The following is a 20,755-nucleotide window of genomic DNA, read 5'->3' as shown; positions in this document are numbered from 1 at the left end:
ATGGATGTCGCAAATGCGGCAGGCGCGGCCATTGCACGTGAGCTGCAATTTCGCTAAGAGACCCGCGACTTCAGACGACAGTGGCGCGGGTTTGCGCGCAGTATTTTCGACCGGTAGAGGCATATGGCACGCATCGTGATGAAATTCGGCGGCACGTCCGTCGCGGATATGGATCGCATCAGGAATGTGGCCCGCCATGTGAAACGGGAAGTCGATGCCGGCCACGAAGTTGCGGTGGTGGTTTCGGCGATGTCCGGCAAGACCAACGAACTGGTTGCCTGGACGCGCGATGCCTCGCCGATGCACGATGCGCGCGAATACGATGCCGTGGTTGCCTCCGGCGAACAGGTGACCTCCGGTCTTCTGGCGCTGGCGCTGCAGAATATCGGCATCAACGCCCGCTCCTGGCAGGGCTGGCAGATCCCGATCAAGACCGACAACGCGCACGGCGCGGCCCGTATTCTGGAAATCGACGGTTCCGAGCTGATCCGCCGCTTTGGCGAGGGCCAGGTGGCGGTCATTGCCGGCTTCCAGGGACTGGGGCCGGACAACCGGATCGCCACGCTCGGCCGCGGTGGCTCCGACACGTCGGCGGTGGCGATTGCAGCTGCGGTCAAGGCCGACCGGTGCGACATCTATACGGATGTCGACGGCGTCTACACCACGGACCCGCGCATCGAGCCGAAGGCCAAGCGCCTGAAGAAGATCGCCTTCGAGGAAATGCTGGAAATGGCGTCGCTCGGCGCCAAGGTCCTGCAGGTTCGCTCGGTCGAACTTGCCATGGTATTCAAGGTTCGCACCTTCGTGCGCTCCAGTTTCGTAGACCCCGACGCGCCGGGCATGGGCGATTTTTTAAATCCCCCCGGTACGCTGATTTGTGATGAGGAAGAGATTTTGGAACAGGAAGTCGTCACCGGCATCGCCTATGCCAAGGATGAAGCGCAGATCTCGTTGCGGCGCCTGGCCGACCGGCCCGGCGTATCGGCCGCCATCTTCGGCCCGCTGGCCGAAGCCCATATCAATGTCGACATGATCGTCCAGAATATTTCCGAAGACGGTTCCAAGACGGACATGACGTTCACGGTGCCGTCCACCGACGTCGACAAGGCCTTGAAGGTTCTCAACGATTCGCGCGACAAGATCGGCTTCGACGTCATTCAGAACGAATCAGGCCTGGTCAAAGTCTCTGTCATCGGCATCGGCATGCGCAGCCATGCGGGCGTGGCAGCCTCCGCTTTCCGCGCACTTGCTGAAAAAGGCATCAACATCAAGGCCATCACCACCTCGGAAATCAAGATTTCGATCCTGATCGACGGCGCTTATGCCGAATTGGCCGTTCGCACTTTGCATTCCGTCTACGGTCTGGATAAGAGTTAAGGCGGCGGTTGCGACGACGTTTCGGAGCCAATGCACTGGAACAAATTGCCGCCTGCCATTGTTGACTTTCATTCGGGAGACGTTGTGCGATGAGAGACCTCTCTGCGGGTCCGCGCGTCCTCCTCAAGCGGTTGCGCGAACTGATGGCGGAACCGCTCGAGCCGCAGGATCGCCTTGACCAGATTGTTCGCCAGATTGCGCAGAACATGGTCGCAGAAGTGTGTTCGGTCTATGTGCTGCGTTCCGACGGCGTGCTCGAGCTCTACGCCACCGAAGGTCTGAACAAGGACGCCGTGCATCTGGCACAATTGAAGATGGGGCAGGGCCTCGTCGGCACCATTGCAGCGTCCGCCCGGCCGCTCAATCTTTCCGATGCACAGGCGCATCCCGCTTTCACCTACCTGCCGGAGACCGGCGAAGAAATCTATCATTCTTTCCTGGGTGTGCCGATCCTGCGCACCGGCCGCTCGCTCGGCGTTCTCGTCGTGCAGAACAAGGCGAGCCGCACCTATCGCGACGACGAGGTCGAGGCGATGGAAACGACGGCGATGGTGCTGGCCGAAATGGTCGCCACCGGCGAGCTGAAGAAGCTCACCCGCCCGGGACTGGAACTCGACCTGTCGCGGCCGGTGACGATCGACGGTTCGAGCTTCAACGACGGTATCGGCCTTGGCTATGTCGTGCTGCATGAGCCGCGCATCGTCGTCACCAACCTCCTGAACGACGATACCGATCATGAGCTTGGCCGGCTGGCGGAAGCGCTGGGCTCTCTGCGCATCTCGATCGACGACATGCTGTCGCGCCGCGACGTTTCCATGGAAGGCGAACACCGCGCTGTTCTGGAAGCCTACCGGATGTTTGCGCATGACCGCGGCTGGGTGCGGAAGCTCGAAGAGGCGATCCGCAACGGCTTGACGGCGGAAGCGGCGGTCGAGCGGGTGCAGAGCGAGACCAAGGCGCGGATGATCCGGCTGACGGACCCCTATCTGCGCGAGCGCATGCATGATTTCGACGATCTGGCCAACCGGCTGCTCAGGCAGTTGACCGGCTACGGCGCCAAGATGTCGGCGACGGATTTTCCCAACGACGCGATCGTTGTGGCGCGTGCCATGGGCGCGGCCGAGCTGCTCGACTATCCGCGCGAAAACATCCGTGGCCTTGTGCTGGAAGACGGTGCGGTGACCAGCCATGTGGTGATTGTCGCGCGTGCCATGGGCATTTCGGTGGTCGGCCAGGCGGCGGGCGTCGTGGCGCTGGCGGAAAATGGCGATGCGATCATCGTGGATGGTGACGACCCGCAGGTGCATTTGCGGCCGATGGCCGATCTGCAGCGGGCTTACGAAGAAAAGGTGCGGCTGCGCGCCCGCCGCCAGGAACAATACCGGGCTCTGCGGGACGTCGAGCCGGTAACGAAGGACGGCAAGCGCATCAAGCTGCAGATGAATGCCGGCCTTCTGGTCGACCTGCCGCAGCTGTCGGAATCCGGCGCTGAAGGCATCGGCCTGTTCCGCACGGAATTGCAGTTCATGATCGCCTCGACCATGCCGAAGATGGAAGAGCAAGAGCTGTTCTACCGCAATGTCATGAAGCAGGCGGCCGGCAAGCCGGTGACGTTCCGCACCCTGGATATCGGCGGCGACAAGGTTGTGCCCTATTTCCGCGCGGCGGAAGAGGAAAACCCGGCGCTCGGATGGCGCGCAATCCGCCTGTCGCTCGACCGGCCCGGCCTGTTGCGCACGCAGCTGCGCGCCATGCTGCGTGCTTCGGCGGGGCAGGAGCTGCGCATCATGCTGCCGATGGTGACGGAGGTTTCCGAGCTGCGCACCGTGCGCGAGTTGCTGCAGAAGGAAATTCAAAGGCAGTCGAAGATCGGCGAACAATTGCCGCGTAAGCTGCAGTTCGGCGCCATGCTGGAAGTGCCGGCACTCTTGTGGCAGCTGGACGAGCTGATGGACGAGGTCGATTTCGTCTCGGTCGGATCCAACGACCTGTTCCAGTTCTCGATGGCGGTCGATCGCGGCAACGCGCGGGTGGCCGACCGGTTCGACGTGCTCGGCCGGCCGTTCCTGCGTATCCTGCGCGATATCGTCCGGGCGGGCGACCGCAACGAGACTTCGGTAACGCTGTGCGGCGAGATGGCGAGCAAGCCGCTGTCGGCGATGGCGCTGCTTGGCATCGGCTACCGCTCCGTCTCGATGTCGCCGACGGCGGTCGGGCCGGTCAAGGCCATGCTTCTGGCGCTCGATATCGACAAGCTCTCGGCCATGCTGCATGCGGCGCTGGACGACAAGCGCAGCCAGACATCGGTGCGCGAGATGCTGGTGGCATTCGCGACGGAGACTGGAGTTCCGTTGTAGCTTCTGAGATTGCTGAGGGTACCCCCTCTGTCGGCGACGCCGACATCTCCCCCACAAGGGGGGAGATTGACCGCTGGCGTTGTGCCTCCCTTACTCGGATGTCATAGAGAAAAGAATGATCTCCCCCCTTGTGGGGGAGATGTCACGAAGTGACAGAGGGGGGTAAACTCTCCTCAACCTCAATTGAATAGGACTGGCGCGTCTCGCGACTGTTCCCACGGAGCACACATTGGCAACCTTACCTGTTGAAAAAATGCGCGAGCTGGAGCGCCGGTTTTCCGAGATCGAGGCTCGGATGGCCGAAGGGCCGCCGGCGGACGTCTATGTGAAGCTGGCGTCGGAATATTCCGAGCTGCAGCCGGTGGTGACGAAGATCAGGTTGTATGAGAAGGCGCAGGCCGAGCTTGCCGACGTCAACACGCTCTTGACCGCCAAGGATACCGATCGCGAAATGCGCGATCTCGCCGACATGGAAAAGCCTGAGATCGAGGAGCGCATCGAAAAGCTTGAGCAGGAGATGCAGATACTGCTTCTGCCGAAGGATGCGGCCGATGAAAAGAGCGCCATCCTGGAAATTCGTGCCGGGACCGGTGGTTCGGAAGCCGCCCTTTTTGCCGGCGATCTCTTCCGGATGTACGAGCGCTATGCAGCCGGCAAGGGCTGGAAGGTCGAGGTGCTTTCGGCCAGCGACGGCGATGCCGGTGGCTTCAAGGAAATCATTGCGACCGTGACCGGGCGCGGGGTGTTTTCCAAGCTGAAATTCGAATCCGGCGTGCACCGGGTGCAGCGCGTTCCCGACACGGAAACGCAGGGGCGTATTCATACCTCGGCAGCGACCGTCGCTGTTCTGCCCGAGGCCGAGGATATCGACATCGAAATCCGCCAGGAAGACATTCGTATCGACACGATGCGCTCGTCGGGCGCCGGCGGCCAGCACGTCAATACGACGGACTCGGCGGTGCGTATCACCCATATGCCGTCCGGCATCGTCGTCACCTCGTCTGAAAAATCCCAGCACCAGAACCGCGCCAAGGCAATGCAGGTGCTGCGCTCGCGGCTCTACGACATGGAGCGGCAGAAGGCCGACAGCGAGCGCTCGGCTTCGCGCAAGAGCCAGGTCGGTTCGGGCGACCGGTCGGAGCGTATCCGAACCTATAATTTTCCGCAGGGTCGCGTCACCGATCACCGTATCAACCTGACGCTCTACAAGATCGACCGGATGATGATGGGGGAAATCGACGAAGTGGTCGATGCACTTTTGGCCGATTACCAGGCCGATCAGCTGGCGCAGCTGGGCGAGGTCAAGGGATGACCGATACGCTCGACAGCCTGTTTGCCGAGGCGCGATCGCGCTTTCTGCAGGCTCATATCGGCGAGGCGGCGCTTGATGCGCGCGTGCTGATTTCCGGCCTGCTCGACCTGCCGGCGGTGGCGTTCATGACGCGCGGAAACGAGATCGTTTCGGAAAAGGATGCGCAGCGCATTCGCGATGCGATTGAACGGCGCGCGGCGCATGAGCCGGTTCACCGCATTCTGGGTCAACGCGAATTCTACGGCCTGACACTCGGCATGTCGGAAGAGACGCTGGAGCCGCGGCCGGATTCGGAGATGATCGTCGAGGGGCTTATTCCCTTCGCGCAGAAATTCGTGGTGGAGAAGGGATTTTGCCATCTGATCGATCTTGGTACCGGGACCGGAGCAATCTGTCTGGCGCTGCTCAGTGCGGTGCCAGAAGCAACCGGGGTTGGGTCGGACCTGTCGGCCGGTGCTGTCGAGATGGCCAAGGCCAATGCCGAACGCAACGGGTTGAGCGCGCGTTTTGCCGGTGTGGAAAGCGACTGGTTTGCCGGGATTGTCGGCAAGTTCGATATCATCGTGTCAAACCCGCCCTATATCCGCACGGACGTCGTCGCATCGCTTGCGCCTGAGGTGCGGGATCATGACCCGGCCTTAGCGCTTGATGGCGGTGCCGATGGTCTGGATGCCTATCGCACGATCGCTGAACATGCCGCGCGCCATTTGGCAGACGACGGTATTGTCGGTGTCGAGATCGGTTACGACCAGCTGCAGGTGGTGGGTGCGCTTTTCGAAGATGAGGGCTTCCGGGTCATCGACCGGGTGAAGGACCTGGGCGGAAACGACCGTGCCATCCTGTTCACCTTCGGCCGCTAACCCCTGTAAACCGGCGGATATTGCAATGTTCTTTTTTGAAAGCATGAAGAAAAGGCTTGGAATCGCACGGGAAGCGGGCTAGGTTCCTCTCACGCACTGGGCAGAAGGTCAAAGATCAGAGATTCGTTCCGGTCAGACTTTGCCGCAGGGATTACTCTCAAAAAAGAGTTGCTGAGGTTCGACAGTGCCTGGTGCGGGTACCTGTTAATTTGACTTTAACCAGCGACGGTACCGTCAAGAGGCGGTTGGGTCGCGGCGCGTGTCTGCTTGATGCGGAATCCGTTGAGACGGAATTCCTGGCAAGCCGCGAAGCCACAAGATCATCAATATAAAGAGAATCCAGGTGAGTGAACGATGAGGCCAGGACAGCAGAACAAGCGCGGCCGTGGGCGTAACAACAACAATACCAGCAGCAACAACAGTGGCGGCGGTAACAACAATAACAATAATCATAACCGGAAGGGTTCCAACCCGCTGACCCGGACCTATGACAGCTCCGGCCCAGATGTAAAAATCCGCGGTACCGCCCAGCACATCGCCGAGAAATACTCGACGCTCGCGCGCGACGCGCAGAGCTCCGGTGACCGTGTCGTGGCTGAAAACTATCTGCAGCACGCCGAACATTACAACCGCATCATTGCGGCCGCACAGGCGCAGATGCAGGAACGCTTTCAGCGTGATGACCGGGGCGAATTCAACGATCGCAACGAATTCCAGGATCGCGACGGCAACGAGCGCGACGACGATATGGATGGCAATGACAACGACGAGAATTCCGTCGGTCAGGACCAGCAGGTCGAGCAGGAGCGTCATCACCAGCAGGCCGAGCGGCAGCAGCGTCAGCAGCGCCAGCAGCCGGAAGGTGAGCGCCAGCCGGAACAGCAGGACCGCCAGCCGCGTCAATCCGACCAGCCCCGTCAATCTGATCAGCCACGTCAGGCGGATCAAGAGCGCCAGCCTGACCAAGAACGTCCGCGCCAGGATCGTCAGCGCCAGCAGGACCGCCCGCGTCCGCCGCGCGCCGAACGGACTGAGCAGCCCCGCGCCGAGCAGGCACAGCCGCGCCCGGACCTTGCTCCGCAGCCTGTGATCGACGGCTCCGGTCCGCAGCCGATCATTGAAGGCACGCCGGTTGAGGTTGCGCTGGAGGAGGAGGCACCCACGGGTCGCGCTCCGACACGCCGCCGCACAGCTCCGCGTCCACGCCGCCAGCCGCGCCGCGGCGAGGCCGGTGGTGACGACGCTGCTGCAACCGGCGAAGCCGGTGCAGAGCCAGCTGGCGACCCGCCGTCGCTGGAACCCGTCACGACGGAATAATCTGCAAAAGGCTGCCGGTAGGCGGTTTTTGCAAGACCTATTGAAGAACCCGGTTCGCTTTGCGGCCGGGTTTTTTGTTGCAATGATCTGACGTAGACACAGGCATAACGGGGATCGATAAGGGGATGTTTGAATGGATGGCTGGACTTTACACTGGCTGGAGGCCTCGGGCTATCTGTCCGGCTACCGCACTGAGATAACCGCCGCGTTCGAACAGGCGTACCGGACTGTTTCGACGATGATGCCGCCGCCGCGCCTCGATATCATCGTCCAGCGGCTTGCCGGTGAAACGATCCCGGAAATGGGCCTCGTCGGGCGCGCCTATCGCAGCACGATGTTTTCTATGACGGTCGATCCGGACAACCCGAATTTCATCCGCAGCCTTAGCGAGGGCGCGCTTCACCGGCAGATCGTCCATGAGGTGCATCATTGCATGCGCATGGCGGGACCCGGTTATGGTTTTACGTTGGGGGAAGCGCTGGTCAGCGAGGGACTTGCCGGACAGTTCGTGCGCCATCTGCTGGGCAGCAAACCGGAGTCATGGGAATGCGCCATGACGCTGGAGGTACTGCAGGCCGATCTGCCCGGCGCGGAGGAGCTTGCATCGTTTCACTACGACCATAGTGGCTGGTTCTTCGGCACAGCCGCGCGCCCGCGCTGGCTCGGGTATTCGCTGGGATACCAGATTGCCGGGCGTTGGCTGGCAAAAGCGGGAGCGGTCGATGCCGCCACCTGGGTGAATGTGCCGGCGGCCACCGTGCTGGCTATGGGACTGGAGCGGGCCGCGCAAGATTGCTGATCTTGCGGTTGTGTAACGGGTATTCAGGCGGCGATGCCGTGGACGATCAGGGCGGCCAGATTGGCAGATGCGGTATTTTCATCGATGCGGCCGCGGATGAGTTCCCGGGCGATGGTTTCGGCAGCCCCTGCAAGACCGGCGCAGCGTAGCCGCAGGTCATTTGGCGGCAGGCTCGAGAAACGGGCAAGTGCCGCAGCGATAATGGCGACGTAATCGTCGGCAAGCGCCTGCTGGACGGCATCCATCTGCGCATTGCCGCGCAACGCTCCCGACATGGCCAGCCATTCGGGACCGCTTTCGAGCGCACAACCGATATAGGCGGAGCTGATGACATCGGCAATCGCGGGCAGGGATGGAGGCGCCGTCTCAAGCCCCGCTTCCAGCTTTGCGATATGGCGGGCTTCGATTTCTTCCGACAGGGCGATCAACAGACCTTCGCGGGTACCGAAATGTTCATAGGCGATCGGCTTGCTAACGCCTGCGCGCTCCGCCAGATGGCCGAGCGTCAGGGCATCGGCGCCGGATTCGCGCAGGATGTCCCTTGCCGTATCGAGCAGCTGTGTGCGCCGCTCCGGCTTGGGGAGCTTGCGCATTTCGGGCTTCGCCATCGGCGCCATCCTTTATTTCTTTGCCACGGGCCGGTTTGCCCCTTGAAAGCGGTATTTTCCAAATTACCTACTAATAGTAACTTACTATTGGTAACATTGGCAATGCGCCGATGTCTCAGTGTCCCAGGAGATAAGATCATGTCGAGCACATTAAACCCAGTCCTGATCATCGGCGGCTCCGGCGTCGTCGGCAGCTGGACGGCAAGGACCATCCGCAAACTGCATCCCGGACTGCCGCTTGCCATCGGCGGGCGCGACCTCGCCAAGGCAGAGGCGGTCGCCCGGGAGATTGGTGGTGCCACGGGCATCACGATCGATCTCGACCGCCCGGATCTCGGGCTTGCTGGCAATCTGGCTTTCAGCGCGGTCGCGGTATTCGTCAAGGACGATAGGCTTTCCTCGATGCGCTATGCGCAACATCACCGGATTCCGTATATCAGCATATCCAGCGGTACGTTCGAAATCGGGCCGGAGGTGGCGCAATATATCCACGCGCCGGACCGCGCGCCGATCCTGCTCGCGAGCCATTGGCTGGCAGGGGCCGCGATCTTCCCGGTTTTGACGTTTGCCAGGGATTTCCAGCGGATCGACGCGATCCGCATCGGCGTTCTGCTCGATGAACAGGATATGGGCGGGCCGGCAGCGCTGGCCGACTATAATCGTATCACCGGCGCTGCCCCCGCCGCACTGACTGTCAAGGATGGGCGGATGCATTGGGCGAGTGGCGACGAAGCCAAGGCAACGTATGTCAGTGTCGATGGCGTTGAACTGGAGGCGCAGGCCTACTCGCCCTTCGACATCATGGCGCTGGCCGCCCGCACCGATGCCAAGGCGATCCGGCTCGATCTCGCCTACAGCGAATCCGCCAGCCGCCGCCGTGGTGAACCGTTCTCGACAGAAATCACCATCGAGATCGAAGGGCAGGGGAAGGACGGCAAGCACCGGCTGGACCGGCACGAGATCGTTCATCCACAGGGACAGGCGCCGCTGACGGCATTGGGCGTTGCGCTCGGCGTGGAACGGCTGCTCGGACTTGCGGGCGGGGATACGCCGAAGGCCGGCCTCTATTTGCCGGAAGTGCTGATCGAGCCCGGCTATTATGTTGGCCGGATGAAGGAATTTGGGGCGTCCTTTGAAGACAAAGGGATAGTAGTCTAACGGCGGCAGGGCTCCTGCCGAAGTCATTTTTTGTTATTGAAAGGTTATTGGGAAAACGAAGGGGTAACCAAAACCTCCGTCATCTCTGTGCTTGTCACAGAGATCCAGCCAGTCCAAGTCATTGGGCTGAAACGATCTTTTGACCCGACAGACGTCGGCTCGCTGGATCCCCGCCACAAGGGCGAGGAAGACGGAGAGTGGAGGTCCGTTTCCTCAAGTTATCGGTTCTAGCATTTGTCAGCACGAAACCTTCGCCGGTGAGTACGGCGAGGGTTTTGTCTTCTGGAGGGTTTTTTCCCATCGGGGCAGCCGCTATATCCCGGGCATGGAAGCATCTGATACCGATCATTTTCGCAGCATCATCACCACGACATTTCCGCAGTTTGCCACGTCGCGGTTCGAGCTGGCGACGGCTGGCTGGGATTCGGTGGTCGTCGATGTCGACGACCGGCTGATCTTCAAGTTTCCGCGCCATGCTGTTGCCGAAAAGGCATTGCTGCGCGAGGCTCAGCTTCTGGCCGTCATCCGGCCGCAGATCGAGATGCCGGTTCCCGCTTTGCGCATCGAGCCGGGGCCGCCGCTGTTTTCCGTGCATGAGAAGCTGAAGGGTGTGCATCTGATCACCGCCGATTACGAGCGTCTTCCGGAAGTTGCCCGGCAGCGGCTGGGCAAGAGGCTCGGGCGGTTTTATGCCGAGCTTCACCGGCTGGATCAGGCCGTGATGCTGGCGGCCGGGGCAGGATCTGTCGCGCCATGGCAGCCGGTGACCGCGATGCGGGAGAGGGCGCTGCCGTTGCTAACGGCCGATATTCGGCAAAGGGCTGCCGTCGCGATCGATGCCTTTGAACAGCTGCCGCCGGATCCCCTTGGCAGGACCTACGGTTTCTTCGATGGTCATGGCTGGAACATGGCGTTTGACCACGAAAACCAGCACTTGACCGGCATGTATGATTTTGCTGATTCCGGCTTTGCGCCGGTGCATCAGGCGTTCATCTATGCCGCTTCGTTTCGCCGGATCTGACCGAGCGGATCATTGCATCCTATGAAACACAGACGGGCCGGGCGATCGACCGGCAGCGGGTGGATATCCTGACAGCCGCGCACCGTCTGTCCGAGCTGGCGGAGCTTGCCGATAATCCGGAGCATGTGCGCATCATGATCGACAGCGTCGAACGCTGGGCGCGGACGGTGAATTTGCAAAGCTTGCGATGAAATCGGCAACCGGAGCGTTTCATCCTCTTTAATTTCGAAATTTCCGGCCCCATATTCACTCCAGACGGCCGGTCCTGCAATGCAGGGGGTGGCTGACACGGGCTTGCCTTTTCAGGGAGCCTCATTCCAACTGTCGGCAGTGCCAAATGTGGGCTGACCGATTACCGGAGGTTGACATATGAATATCGAAAAATACTCAGAGCGCGTGCGCGGTTTTCTGCAATCGGCTCAGACCTATGCGCTGGCCCAGGGTCATCCGCAATTCGTTCCCGAGCATGTGCTGAAAGTCCTGCTCGATGACGACCAGGGCATGGCGGCATCGCTGATCGAGCGGGCCGGCGCCAGCGCCAAGGACGCCAAGCTTGCCAATGACAGCGCGATTGCCAAGCTGCCGAAAGTCTCGGGCGGCAATGGCTCGATCTCGCTTTCGCAGCCGCTCGCCAAGGTCTTCACCACCGCCGAAGAGGCAGCCAAGAAGGCGGGCGACAGCTTTGTCACCGTCGAACGGCTGCTGCAGGCGCTGATCATCGAAACCTCGGCTGCCACGTCCGGCATCCTGTCGAAGGCAGGGCTGACGGCGTCGAAGCTCAATCAGGTGATCAATGAGATCCGCAAGGGCCGCACCGCCGATGGCGCCAATGCCGAAGCGGGTTTTGACGCCCTGAAGAAATATGCGCGTGACCTCACGGCGGATGCCCGTGACGGCAAGCTCGACCCGGTGATTGGCCGCGACGACGAAATTCGCCGCACCATCCAGGTCCTGTCGCGCCGCACCAAGAACAACCCGGTGCTAATCGGTGAACCCGGCGTCGGCAAGACGGCGATAGCCGAAGGCCTGGCCTTGCGCATCATCAATGGAGACGTGCCGGAAAGCCTCAAAGACAAGAAGCTGATGGCGCTCGACATGGGCTCGCTGATTGCCGGCGCAAAATTCCGCGGTGAATTCGAAGAGCGGCTGAAGGCCATTCTCTCCGAGGTTCAGGCGGAAGCCGGCGAGATCATCCTGTTCATTGACGAGATGCACACGCTGGTCGGTGCCGGCAAGGCGGATGGGGCCATGGATGCGTCCAACCTCCTGAAACCTGCGCTTGCGCGCGGCGAATTGCACTGCGTTGGTGCCACCACGCTTGATGAATACCGCAAGCATGTGGAAAAGGATGCGGCTCTGGCCCGCCGGTTCCAGCCGGTGATGGTCAACGAGCCGAATGTCGAAGACACGATCTCGATCCTGCGCGGATTGAAGGAAAAATACGAACAGCATCACAAGGTGCGGATCTCGGATTCGGCGCTGGTGGCGGCTGCGACGCTGTCCAACCGCTATATCACCGACCGGTTCTTACCCGATAAGGCCATCGACCTTATGGACGAAGCCGCATCGCGGCTGCGCATGCAGGTGGATTCAAAGCCGGAAGAACTGGACGAGCTCGACCGCCGCATCATGCAGCTGAAGATCGAGCGCGAGGCGTTGAAAAAGGAAACCGACCGCGCCTCGAAGGACCGGCTGGAAAAGCTGGAACTGGATCTAACCGGGTTCGAGGAGCAGGCGGATGCGCTGACCGCGCGCTGGCAGGCGGAAAAATCGAAGCTTGGTCTGGCTGCTGACTTGAAAAAGCAGTTGGAAGAGGCCCGCAACGAGCTGGCGGCCGCCCAGCGCAAGGGTGAATTCCAGCGCGCTGGCGAGCTTGCCTATGGGGTGATCCCGAAGCTCGAAAAGGAGCTGGAGGTTTCCGAAAGCCAGGATTCGTCGGCGCTTGATCCGATGGTTCAGGAAGTCGTGACACCCGATAACATTGCCCATGTCGTCTCCCGCTGGACGGGTATTCCGGTGGAGAAGATGCTCGAAGGCCAGCGCGACAAGCTGTTGCGCATGGAAGACGAGCTGTCGCAATGGGTGGTTGGCCAGGGTGATGCGGTTCAGGCCGTTTCGCGCGCGGTTCGCCGCTCGCGGGCAGGCCTACAGGATCCAAACCGTCCGATCGGTTCGTTTATCTTCCTCGGCCCCACAGGCGTCGGCAAGACGGAGCTTACCAAGGCTTTGGCACGCTTCCTGTTCGACGACGATACGGCGCTGGTGCGCATGGATATGTCCGAGTACATGGAGAAGCATTCCGTCTCCCGGCTGATTGGTGCACCTCCAGGCTATGTTGGCTACGAGGAAGGTGGCGCTCTGACCGAAGCGGTGCGGCGCAAGCCCTACCAGGTCGTGCTGTTCGACGAGATCGAAAAGGCGCATCCGGATGTGTTCAACGTTCTGTTGCAGGTTCTCGATGACGGCCGCCTGACCGATGGTCAGGGCCGCACGGTCGATTTCCGCAACACGATGATCATCATGACCTCCAATCTCGGGGCGGAATATCTCGTCGGGCTTGGCGAGAACGAAGACAGCGACATGGTGCGCGATCAGGTGATGGACGTCGTGCGCGGGCATTTCCGGCCGGAATTCCTCAACCGGGTCGACGAGATCATCCTGTTCCACCGCCTGAAGCGCGGCGAAATGGGCGCGATCGTCGATATCCAGCTGACGCGCCTGCGGCATCTACTGGCTGATCGCAAGATCACGCTCGAACTCGACGACGAGGCGCGTGCCTTCCTCGCCGACCGGGGCTACGATCCGGCCTATGGCGCGCGTCCGCTGAAGCGGGCCGTGCAGAAATATGTCCAGGACCCGCTCGCCGAGCAGATCCTTCAGGGCAATTTCCCGGACGGTTCGACGATCAAGGCCTTCGCCGGCTCAGATCGCCTGAACTTCAAGCTCCGGGACGGTGGCGACAAGGCTGCAGCCTGATCCAAGGCATAAGAAAGAGGCCGTCCTTCGGGGCGGCCTTTTTCGTTTGGACTGATGAAATGCGGAGGAGGGGCGGATGGGAAAACCGGTATTGTTCGGCGCTGATTACAGCGTCTATGTGCGCGCAGCCCGGCTTGCCCTTTATGAAAAGGGTGTCGCCTACGATCTGGTACCGGTCGATGTCTTTGCCGAGGGAGGACCGCCACCATCCCATCTTGCCCGGCAACCTTTCGGCCGCATTCCGGCCTTCGCGCATGATGGGTTTGAACTCTACGAGACTGGCGCGATTACCCGTTATATCGATGAGGCTTTCGAAGGGCCAAGTCTCCAGCCTGCCGATCCGCAAACCCGCGCCCGCGTCAACCAGATCATCAGCATTGCCGACGGCTATGTCTATCCGGTGCTGGTCTGGGGAATTTATGTCGAGCAGGTATCAAAGCCTGCACGCGGTGAACCGAGCGATGAGACACGGCTCGCGGCATCCCTTTCCAAGGCACCGGTCATCCTGAAGGCGCTTGCCGATCTGATGGGCGATGGCCTGTGGCTTGGCGGTCCGGCTCTGACGCTCGCCGATCTGCATGTCGCACCAATGTTTGATTATTTTGTCAAAGCTCCGCAAAGTCTGCCGATGCTCGGCGGTCACGTCAATCTTACGGGCTGGTGGTCGCGGATGCTGGAGCGGGAGAGCATGTGGCAGACGCAACCCGTAGGGTAGGGGAAACGTATGCAGGTAGGGTTCAGAGAGGGTAGCAGCTTTGATGGAGTAAGACGGAATTGGGATGATTCCGGTCTCCGGCCGCTGGTATGGTCGGCTTGGTACCCCACCGACGAGAATGCGACGGCCGCCTCCCCAACTTCATCCTCCTGGTTCAAGAGGGAGGTTCTGGCGTGTGGTGCACCGCTTTTGCCATCTGAAAAACCATGTCCTCTGGTGCTATTGTCTCACGGAAGCGGTAGCAGCGCGATGGCGTTGGAGTGGCTAGCCTATCGGCTTGCTCAACGCGGATACGTCGTTCTGGGTGTCAATCATCATGGCCATACCAATGGCGAGCCATATCGCGCCGAAGGATTTCTCTGCTTGTGGGAGCGTGCAAGAGATCTGAGCGCACTTTTAGATGATCCTTCCTGGCGAAGCGCTATCGGTGGCGTCATCGATGATGAGGCAGGCGTTGCCGGTTTTTCGGCTGGAGCCTATACAGCCATGCTTCTTATGGGCGCGCGTGTTGCCTATTCACAATTTGAACCGGACAATCCCGTTAAAAGCCCGATCCGGGGGCCGAGAGAGTTCCCTGATCTCATAGATGAATTACCATGGCTCAAAGATCGCCCGGTTTTTCGGGAATCGTGGGAGCGGCGGCGGAGCGACTATACCGACCCGAGGATCAAGCGAGCCGCAGTGATTGCGCCGGGCCGTTCGGTGCTGGGCTTTGCCCATGACAGCCTGCAAACTATCCACAAGCCAATCCAAGTGTTCGGTGGAGATGCCGACACGGTTGCTCCCCCAGCGGATTGCTGCGCATGGATCAACAAACACGTGCCTGGCAGCACACTTGAAATCATCAAGGGTGGAGTAGGGCACTATACTTTCCTGCCGGAAGGAACAGAAATTGGCGAGCATGCTGCCGCAGAACTCTTTCAAGACAAGCCCGGCGTCGTGCGCGCAACCGTCCATGCCTATGTCGCGCAGCGTATAGCGAACTTTTTTGACTGCGCTCTATAAGCGTAGCGTCGGAACTAGCTTACTCGAATGTAATCTCTTGGCCACGCGCTGCCTTTTCGTTTCTCCTCCACAGCCCGGGAAAAGCGAAGGAATGCCGGCGTGGATGAGGCAAACCGGACAGCGGTCATTCTATCATGCCGGCCATTTTAATGGGCCGATCGGCCCGGATAGCGCGTTTTTCCTAAAGCCGTGGTAGGCGCCGTTTGACTGACGTTCCCTTGATGACGGCGGTACTGGTAACGGCGTGTTCGGAAAGAGCTTCGAGAACATCGTCCATCTGTTCAATCGAATTGACGACCAGGCGGGCGAGAAAGGGATCGTCACCGGTGATCTTGTCGCATTCGACAAATCCCGGCTGCTCCTGAATCAGCCGTTCGACAAGATGCAGCTTGCCCGGGAGCGGCCTGATTTTCACCATGGCCCGTATTGGATAACCGATCGCTCGCGTATCGACGTCGATCGTAAAGCCGCGGATGACGGCAGCGGCTTCCAGTTTGCGAACCCGCTCCGATACGCTGGGTGCCGACATGCCGACGGCGCGAGCCAACTCGCTCATCGATAACCGTGCATTGGCGTCAAGCGCCATCAAAATTCGTGTGTCCGTCTCGTCGAGCGACGATTTTCCAGATTGAACGTTCGTCTGTGCTTTTGCCTTTGCCATAGAAGGTAGAATAGGATTGGGGTCGCATAGTTTCCATATAAAACTGCCGATAGATATTAAATGATTGCCCAAACAGGAGATAAAAATGCTGTTAGGGATCGTTGCCGGCGTTGCCACTTGCGCGTTGTGGGGCCTCACGTTCGTTGCACCACGGGCCGTCGAGCCGTTTACGGCATGGGATTTAACGGTCGCCCGTTACGGCATTTTCGGGCTGGCTTGCGCTCTGTTGATGGTCGACCGGCGATTCCGTCCGACCGGCATCGCACCTTCCCGATTGCTGATTGGTTTGCTTCTGGGCGGTGCGGGTTATGTCGGCTATTTTGTCTGTGTTGCTTTTGCGGTGCAGTTCGCAGGAGCGGCCATCCCGCCGGTGATTATCGGAACCATGCCGGTGTTCCTCGCTATCATAGGCAACCTGCGCGATCGCTCCGCCCCGTGGCACGCACTTGCCTTGCCTCTTCTGCTGACGGCGATCGGGGTGGCGATCGTCAATGCTGCGGCACTTCGTGAGGCCGATGTCTTCGACGTGCGATCCGTCCGCCTCGGTATCCTGGCAAGTCTGGCCGCGCTGGCGATATGGATTGTCTACGGGCTGGTGAATGCCGCAGTTATGCGGTCGGCCGACGCTCCAGATGGATTGCGGTGGACGGGGTTACAGGGGATAGGTGCCGCTGTTGGAAGCCTTACTCTTCTGCCTCTGACCTCCCTGTCATCGGCAAGTACATTCCTGGCACCTGATCTCTACCGCTTTGCGGCATGGGCCTTGATTATGGGGCTGGCCGGTTCCTGGTTGGCGACGTGGTGCTGGGTCGTCGCCTCCCGCCGGCTACCGCTTGCTCTCGCTGCCCAGCTCATTGTTGCCGAAACGGTCTTTGGTATCGCCTATGGTTTCACGTTCGAGGGACGATGGCCGTCGGTCTGGGAAGCACTCGGGGGTGGGTTGCAATTTGTCGGAGTTTGTTCCGCGATCGCGGTTTTTTCCCGGCGATCACAAAGCGCTTACGCCTCCATTGCTGAGCTGCGCTCATAAGCGCATCCGGAAACGGGCGGCTAATGCCGGCGGATCTTCGCGCCTATATCCTTCCTGGCAGGCCAGCACGGCCGTCGTTCAACAGCTATGCAAGGATGAACCATTGAAAACGTCTGGATATGCCGCAACCGATGCGAATGTGCCGTTGCAGCCCTTTTCGTTCGATCGCCGGGCCTTGCGTCCCGGGGATGTCGGTATCGATATCCTCTATTGCGGGGTCTGCCACACCGATCTGCATATGATGCGTAACGACTGGGGCTTTTCGGTCTATCCGCTGGTGCCGGGCCACGAGATCGTCGGCCGGGTTTCCTCGATCGGCAGCGGTGTCTCGCGTTTTAAGGTCGGCGACAATGTCGCCATCGGTACCATGGTCGACAGTTGCCTGGACTGCGACCAGTGCCGCCGCAACGAAGAACAGATGTGCCGCAAGGGCGTAACCATTACCTATAACGGCAAAGACCGGGTGAGTGGCGACATCACCTATGGCGGCTATTCGAACTATATCGTTGCCCGCGAAGAATTCGTGCTGCGGGTGCCAGACGGGCTCGACCTGTCACGGGCCGGGCCGCTGCTCTGCGCCGGGATCACCACCTATTCGCCGCTGCGCAACTGGAATGTTGGGCCGGGAAGCCGGGTGGGCGTCATCGGACTGGGCGGTCTTGGCCATCTGGCGGTCAAATTCGCGTCGGCCCTTGGTGCCGAGGTCACCGTACTCACCCGCTCCGAAGGCAAGATCGAAACGGCGCGCGAACTCGGTGCCGATCATGTGGTGCTTTCCACCTCCGGTGAACAGATGGCCGCGGCGGCTTACGCCTTCGACATCATTATCGACACCGTGCCCTATGAGCACGATCTTGGCCCTTACATTGATCTTCTCGATGCCGACGGCACGTTGGTGATTGCCGGATCGTTGGTCGATACCCCGGCTTTCAGCAATCTGCGCCTTCTCATGGGGCGCCGCAGGATTGCAGGCACGCCCAGCGGTGGTCTGAAGCAAACCCAGGAAATGCTGGATTTCTGCGCCCGCAAGAACATCCTGCCAGAATGCGAGATGATCGCGATCAACGATATAGGCACGGCGTTCGAGAGGCTTGAGCGCGGCGACGTGCGCTACCGGTTTGTCATCGATATGGCAACGCTACCCGCCGCTCAGGCCGCCTGAACCGGGGCATGACGGCTGTTTGATCGCAGCGCCTCGATAAAGGCGGCAAGCGCTGGCGGCATTTGCCGCCGGCTCGGATAATAGATGGAATAGCCGGTAAACGGCTTGCAGAATGTCTCCAATACCCGGACCAGCCGGCCGCTGCGCAGATGTTCCTCGACGACATCCTCGAACAGATAGACGAGGCCGATGCCTGAAAGGGCCGCCGACAGCATCATTTCGAGATCGTTGACCACCAGGCTGCCGTTGACGCGGACATCGACATCGCGGCCATCCACCTCGAACTCCCAGGCATAGGGCGCGCCGGCCGAGGACATGTGATAGTTGACGCAATCGTGGTCGACGAGGTCCTTCAGGGTTACAGGCGGCGGACGGCTGGCGAAATAGGACGGCGCGGCGACGATGGCTGCCCGCAATTGCGGGCCGACCCGGACGCCGATCATGTCCTTGTCGATCCGCTCGCCGAAGCGGATGCCCGCATCGAAGCGCGACGCAACGATATCGTCAAGCCGGTCATTGACGATCAGTTCGACCCGGATATCGGGGTAGTCCCGGTGGAAGCGCGGCAGCATCGGTGCCACCAGTGACAGGGCGGCGTGTTTACCTGTGGTTATCCGCACCGTGCCGGAGGGCTTTTCCCGCCATTCACTCAGCGACTGCAGTCCCCGGTCAATATCTTCAAGCGCAGGGCGGAGCGTCAGAAGCAACCGCTCGCCCGCATCCGTTGTCGAAACGCTGCGGGTCGTGCGTGCCAAAAGCCGCACGCCGAGGCGGTCTTCAAGAAGCCGCATCATATGACTGAGGCCGGATGGCGATATACCGAGACGGGCGGCGCCGCGGGTAAAACTGCGCTCCTCGGCGACAATGGCAAAGGCGGCAAGGTCGTCCAGATCATGGCGTTTCATTGTTGATCAGCCTTCATCAATGGCGCGTGATTGCAGCGAGCTCCATTGATCTACGGTGGTTTCGCCGCTGTTTCAACGGCAGACGACGGCTGAGCGGCGCAATAACGCGCACGCCCACAATGCGGGGAGGGGATACGCTTTGCGGAAAGTGGGACGAACGCGCGGCGGACAGGGTGGAAAACCAGTGCTACTGTGCGGCGGCCACTTCGGCACTGCCATTGTCCTTGGCCAGCAGTTCGTCGATGCGGCCGCGTTCCTTGTCGAACTGGGCCAGAGCCTGGCCGTCGAGCGATTTGCCGCCGGGCAGGCGGATGCGCAAGGGATCGACGCGGTTGCCGTTGACGATCAGTTCGTAGTGCAGATGCGGGCCGGTCGATAGGCCGGTGGTGCCGATCCAGCCGATCACTTGGCCCTGCACGACTTTCGCGCCGGCTGTGACATTCTTGGCGATCGCACTCTGGTGATTGTAGGACGAGACATAACCATTGGCATGGCGGATCAGCGTCTGGTTGCCATAGCCGCCGGAATCCCAGCCTGCCTTTTCGACAATGCCGTTACCGGCTGCGATGATCGGCGTGCCGCGGGGTGCGGCCCAGTCGACACCGGTGTGCATGCGCGAAAATCCAAGGATCGGATGGCGGCGCATGCCGAAGCCGGAGCGGAACGTGCCGTTCGGAACCGGGTTGCGCAGCAGGAACTGGCGGATGCTCTTGCCCTGCTCGTTGTAATAGTCGATCGAATTGTCGTCCGGATCCTGGAACCGGTAGAAACGCGTCTCGGCATCGCCGAACTTGGCATTGACGTAGAGCAATTCTGAATCGTCGGTTGCCTTGCCGCTGCTGTCGGCGACCGAGAAGAATGCTTCGAGACGGTCTGTCGGCTTCAACTGCGCCTGGAAATCGACATTGCTGGCGAGCAGCTTGATGATCTGGGCGATCATCGTCGAATTCATGCCGTAGGAGAGGGCGGCGCGATAGACGCCGTCATAGACGCGCGGCAGGTCGTGGCCGGAGGTGATCACCGGGGTGCCGTTGTCGTCGAAGGCGCTGGCAACGGCTGCCAGCTGCGGCGGTTCGTAAGCCTTGACGAAGTTGCCCTTGTCGTCCAGCGCCATGGTGAACACATGGGCGCCGCGCGTGTAGACGGTGGCCCGCACGACCTTGGCCTCGTCGTTCTCACCCTTCTGGATGATGCCGATGCGCAGCACGTCGCCTTCCTGCAGATCGGTGGCGTCGAGGGCCGGCCGCAGATAGCCGGCGATGTCCTCGGCCTGGGCTTTGCCATAACCGGCATTGATCAGAACGGCGGCGATCGGTGTTGCCCGGCGCACGGGAATGACGTCGTCGGCATATTCGGTTGTCTGGTCGGTGATCGTCTCGAAGGCCGAGACCGTCATGTTCTCCTCGACCACCCGGGCCGACAGGCCCTGGATCAGGTCGAGATCGGAGGCGTTCGAGGCAAAGCGGCGCGGATCGATATAAAACAGCGAGGC

16 protein-coding genes and 1 pseudogene (1 of these 17 only partly in view) are annotated in these 20,755 nt (G+C 60.8%); 13 read left to right on the top strand and 4 right to left on the bottom strand.

Annotation, left to right across the window (positions count from 1 at the left end; translation table 11 throughout):
* Positions 1 to 123: 123 nt before the first annotated feature.
* The 6 genes from ACQY8Q_RS07370 to ACQY8Q_RS07345 all read left to right on the top strand — a co-directional run bounded on the left by ACQY8Q_RS07370 (position 124) and on the right by ACQY8Q_RS07345 (position 8,022).
* Positions 124 to 1,377 carry an aspartate kinase gene (locus ACQY8Q_RS07370; RefSeq protein ID WP_428426016.1) on the top strand — a complete coding sequence of 418 codons (1,254 nt, stop codon included), beginning with the start codon at positions 124 to 126 and terminating at the stop codon, positions 1,375 to 1,377.
* Between the two features lie 89 nt (positions 1,378 to 1,466).
* Positions 1,467 to 3,734 (top strand): phosphoenolpyruvate--protein phosphotransferase, encoded by a 2,268-nt coding sequence (ptsP, locus tag ACQY8Q_RS07365; RefSeq protein ID WP_428426015.1) that lies wholly within the window; start codon positions 1,467 to 1,469, stop codon positions 3,732 to 3,734.
* 229 nt (positions 3,735 to 3,963) lie between these two features.
* On the top strand, positions 3,964 to 5,046 hold the full coding sequence (prfA, locus tag ACQY8Q_RS07360) for a peptide chain release factor 1 (RefSeq protein ID WP_428426014.1): 1,083 nt from the start codon (positions 3,964 to 3,966) through the stop codon (positions 5,044 to 5,046).
* Positions 5,043 to 5,906: a peptide chain release factor N(5)-glutamine methyltransferase gene (prmC, locus tag ACQY8Q_RS07355; protein ID WP_428426013.1), complete on the top strand. Its 864-nt coding sequence runs from the start codon at positions 5,043 to 5,045 to the stop codon at positions 5,904 to 5,906. Before prfA ends, prmC begins: the two co-directional genes overlap by 4 nt.
* A 354-nt stretch (positions 5,907 to 6,260) precedes the next feature.
* Complete coding sequence (locus ACQY8Q_RS07350) at positions 6,261 to 7,223, top strand: DUF4167 domain-containing protein (protein ID WP_428426012.1); 963 nt, start codon at positions 6,261 to 6,263, stop codon at positions 7,221 to 7,223.
* Between the two features lie 133 nt (positions 7,224 to 7,356).
* Positions 7,357 to 8,022: a DUF2268 domain-containing putative Zn-dependent protease gene (locus ACQY8Q_RS07345; protein WP_428426011.1), complete on the top strand. Its 666-nt coding sequence runs from the start codon at positions 7,357 to 7,359 to the stop codon at positions 8,020 to 8,022.
* Positions 8,023 to 8,045: 23 nt separating this feature from the next.
* On the opposite strand, the gene ACQY8Q_RS07340 is transcribed toward ACQY8Q_RS07345, so the two are convergent.
* Complete coding sequence (locus ACQY8Q_RS07340) at positions 8,046 to 8,630, bottom strand: TetR/AcrR family transcriptional regulator (RefSeq protein ID WP_428426010.1); 585 nt, start codon at positions 8,628 to 8,630, stop codon at positions 8,046 to 8,048.
* A gap of 138 nt (positions 8,631 to 8,768) precedes the next feature.
* Here ACQY8Q_RS07340 and ACQY8Q_RS07335 point away from each other — a divergent pair, with 138 nt between their 5' ends.
* The 5 genes and pseudogenes from ACQY8Q_RS07335 to ACQY8Q_RS07315 all read left to right on the top strand — a co-directional run bounded on the left by ACQY8Q_RS07335 (position 8,769) and on the right by ACQY8Q_RS07315 (position 15,505).
* Complete coding sequence (locus tag ACQY8Q_RS07335) at positions 8,769 to 9,788, top strand: NAD(P)-dependent oxidoreductase (protein ID WP_428426009.1); 1,020 nt, start codon at positions 8,769 to 8,771, stop codon at positions 9,786 to 9,788.
* 325 nt (positions 9,789 to 10,113) lie between these two features.
* Positions 10,114 to 11,000: pseudogene (locus tag ACQY8Q_RS07330) on the top strand (aminoglycoside phosphotransferase family protein).
* Positions 11,001 to 11,178: 178 nt separating this feature from the next.
* On the top strand, positions 11,179 to 13,785 hold the full coding sequence (gene clpB / locus ACQY8Q_RS07325; protein WP_428426008.1) for an ATP-dependent chaperone ClpB: 2,607 nt from the start codon (positions 11,179 to 11,181) through the stop codon (positions 13,783 to 13,785).
* 76 nt (positions 13,786 to 13,861) lie between these two features.
* Positions 13,862 to 14,500 carry a glutathione S-transferase family protein gene (locus ACQY8Q_RS07320; protein WP_428426007.1) on the top strand — a complete coding sequence of 213 codons (639 nt, stop codon included), beginning with the start codon at positions 13,862 to 13,864 and terminating at the stop codon, positions 14,498 to 14,500.
* A gap of 249 nt (positions 14,501 to 14,749) precedes the next feature.
* The gene (locus ACQY8Q_RS07315) at positions 14,750 to 15,505 is read left to right on the top strand and encodes an alpha/beta hydrolase family protein (RefSeq protein WP_428426006.1); all 756 of its coding nucleotides are present in this window, start codon (positions 14,750 to 14,752) and stop codon (positions 15,503 to 15,505) included.
* A 181-nt stretch (positions 15,506 to 15,686) separates the two neighbouring features.
* Here ACQY8Q_RS07315 and ACQY8Q_RS07310 read toward each other — a convergent pair whose 3' ends face one another.
* Positions 15,687 to 16,166 (bottom strand): Lrp/AsnC family transcriptional regulator, encoded by a 480-nt coding sequence (locus tag ACQY8Q_RS07310; RefSeq protein WP_428426005.1) that lies wholly within the window; start codon positions 16,164 to 16,166, stop codon positions 15,687 to 15,689.
* A gap of 85 nt (positions 16,167 to 16,251) precedes the next feature.
* Here ACQY8Q_RS07310 and ACQY8Q_RS07305 point away from each other — a divergent pair, with 85 nt between their 5' ends.
* Together ACQY8Q_RS07305 and ACQY8Q_RS07300 are read left to right on the top strand one after the other, a co-directional pair.
* On the top strand, positions 16,252 to 17,196 hold the full coding sequence (locus ACQY8Q_RS07305; RefSeq protein ID WP_428426004.1) for a DMT family transporter: 945 nt from the start codon (positions 16,252 to 16,254) through the stop codon (positions 17,194 to 17,196).
* A 103-nt stretch (positions 17,197 to 17,299) separates the two neighbouring features.
* On the top strand, positions 17,300 to 18,358 hold the full coding sequence (locus ACQY8Q_RS07300) for an NAD(P)-dependent alcohol dehydrogenase (RefSeq protein ID WP_428426003.1): 1,059 nt from the start codon (positions 17,300 to 17,302) through the stop codon (positions 18,356 to 18,358).
* Here the strand turns inward: ACQY8Q_RS07300 and ACQY8Q_RS07295 are convergent.
* Positions 18,346 to 19,263 (bottom strand): LysR family transcriptional regulator, encoded by a 918-nt coding sequence (locus ACQY8Q_RS07295; protein WP_428426002.1) that lies wholly within the window; start codon positions 19,261 to 19,263, stop codon positions 18,346 to 18,348. The genes ACQY8Q_RS07300 and ACQY8Q_RS07295 overlap by 13 nt on opposite strands.
* Positions 19,264 to 19,450: 187 nt before the next feature.
* On the bottom strand, positions 19,451 to 20,755 hold the 3' portion of the coding sequence (locus tag ACQY8Q_RS07290) for a M23 family metallopeptidase (protein ID WP_428426001.1). It continues 663 nt past the right edge of the window; 1,305 of the gene's 1,968 nt are visible here — the last part of the coding sequence; its start codon lies beyond the right edge, outside the window; the stop codon is at positions 19,451 to 19,453.

Origin of the sequence: Pararhizobium sp., assembly GCF_965279435.1 — a bacterium.
In the GTDB taxonomy this organism is placed as follows: domain Bacteria; phylum Pseudomonadota; class Alphaproteobacteria; order Rhizobiales; family Rhizobiaceae; genus Pararhizobium.
Note: the sequence above shows the minus strand (reverse complement) of the source record. Positions and strands in the feature narration are given on the sequence as shown.

Excerpts from the sequence above, each read along its gene's own strand:
- ACQY8Q_RS07295 (WP_428426002.1), bottom strand. The coding sequence starts at position 19,263 with ATGAAACGCCATGATCTGGACGACCTTGCCGCCTTTGCCATTGTCGCC.
- ACQY8Q_RS07350 (WP_428426012.1), top strand. The coding sequence starts at position 6,261 with ATGAGGCCAGGACAGCAGAACAAGCGCGGCCGTGGGCGTAACAACAAC.
- ACQY8Q_RS07370 (WP_428426016.1), top strand. The coding sequence starts at position 124 with ATGGCACGCATCGTGATGAAATTCGGCGGCACGTCCGTCGCGGATATG.
- ACQY8Q_RS07320 (WP_428426007.1), top strand. The coding sequence starts at position 13,862 with ATGGGAAAACCGGTATTGTTCGGCGCTGATTACAGCGTCTATGTGCGC.
- ACQY8Q_RS07305 (WP_428426004.1), top strand. The coding sequence starts at position 16,252 with ATGCTGTTAGGGATCGTTGCCGGCGTTGCCACTTGCGCGTTGTGGGGC.
- ACQY8Q_RS07315 (WP_428426006.1), top strand. The coding sequence starts at position 14,750 with ATGGCGTTGGAGTGGCTAGCCTATCGGCTTGCTCAACGCGGATACGTC.
- ptsP (WP_428426015.1), top strand. The coding sequence starts at position 1,467 with ATGAGAGACCTCTCTGCGGGTCCGCGCGTCCTCCTCAAGCGGTTGCGC.
- ACQY8Q_RS07335 (WP_428426009.1), top strand. The coding sequence starts at position 8,769 with ATGTCGAGCACATTAAACCCAGTCCTGATCATCGGCGGCTCCGGCGTC.
- prmC (WP_428426013.1), top strand. The coding sequence starts at position 5,043 with ATGACCGATACGCTCGACAGCCTGTTTGCCGAGGCGCGATCGCGCTTT.
- ACQY8Q_RS07345 (WP_428426011.1), top strand. The coding sequence starts at position 7,357 with ATGGATGGCTGGACTTTACACTGGCTGGAGGCCTCGGGCTATCTGTCC.
- ACQY8Q_RS07340 (WP_428426010.1), bottom strand. The coding sequence starts at position 8,630 with ATGGCGAAGCCCGAAATGCGCAAGCTCCCCAAGCCGGAGCGGCGCACA.
- ACQY8Q_RS07310 (WP_428426005.1), bottom strand. The coding sequence starts at position 16,166 with ATGGCAAAGGCAAAAGCACAGACGAACGTTCAATCTGGAAAATCGTCG.
- clpB (WP_428426008.1), top strand. The coding sequence starts at position 11,179 with ATGAATATCGAAAAATACTCAGAGCGCGTGCGCGGTTTTCTGCAATCG.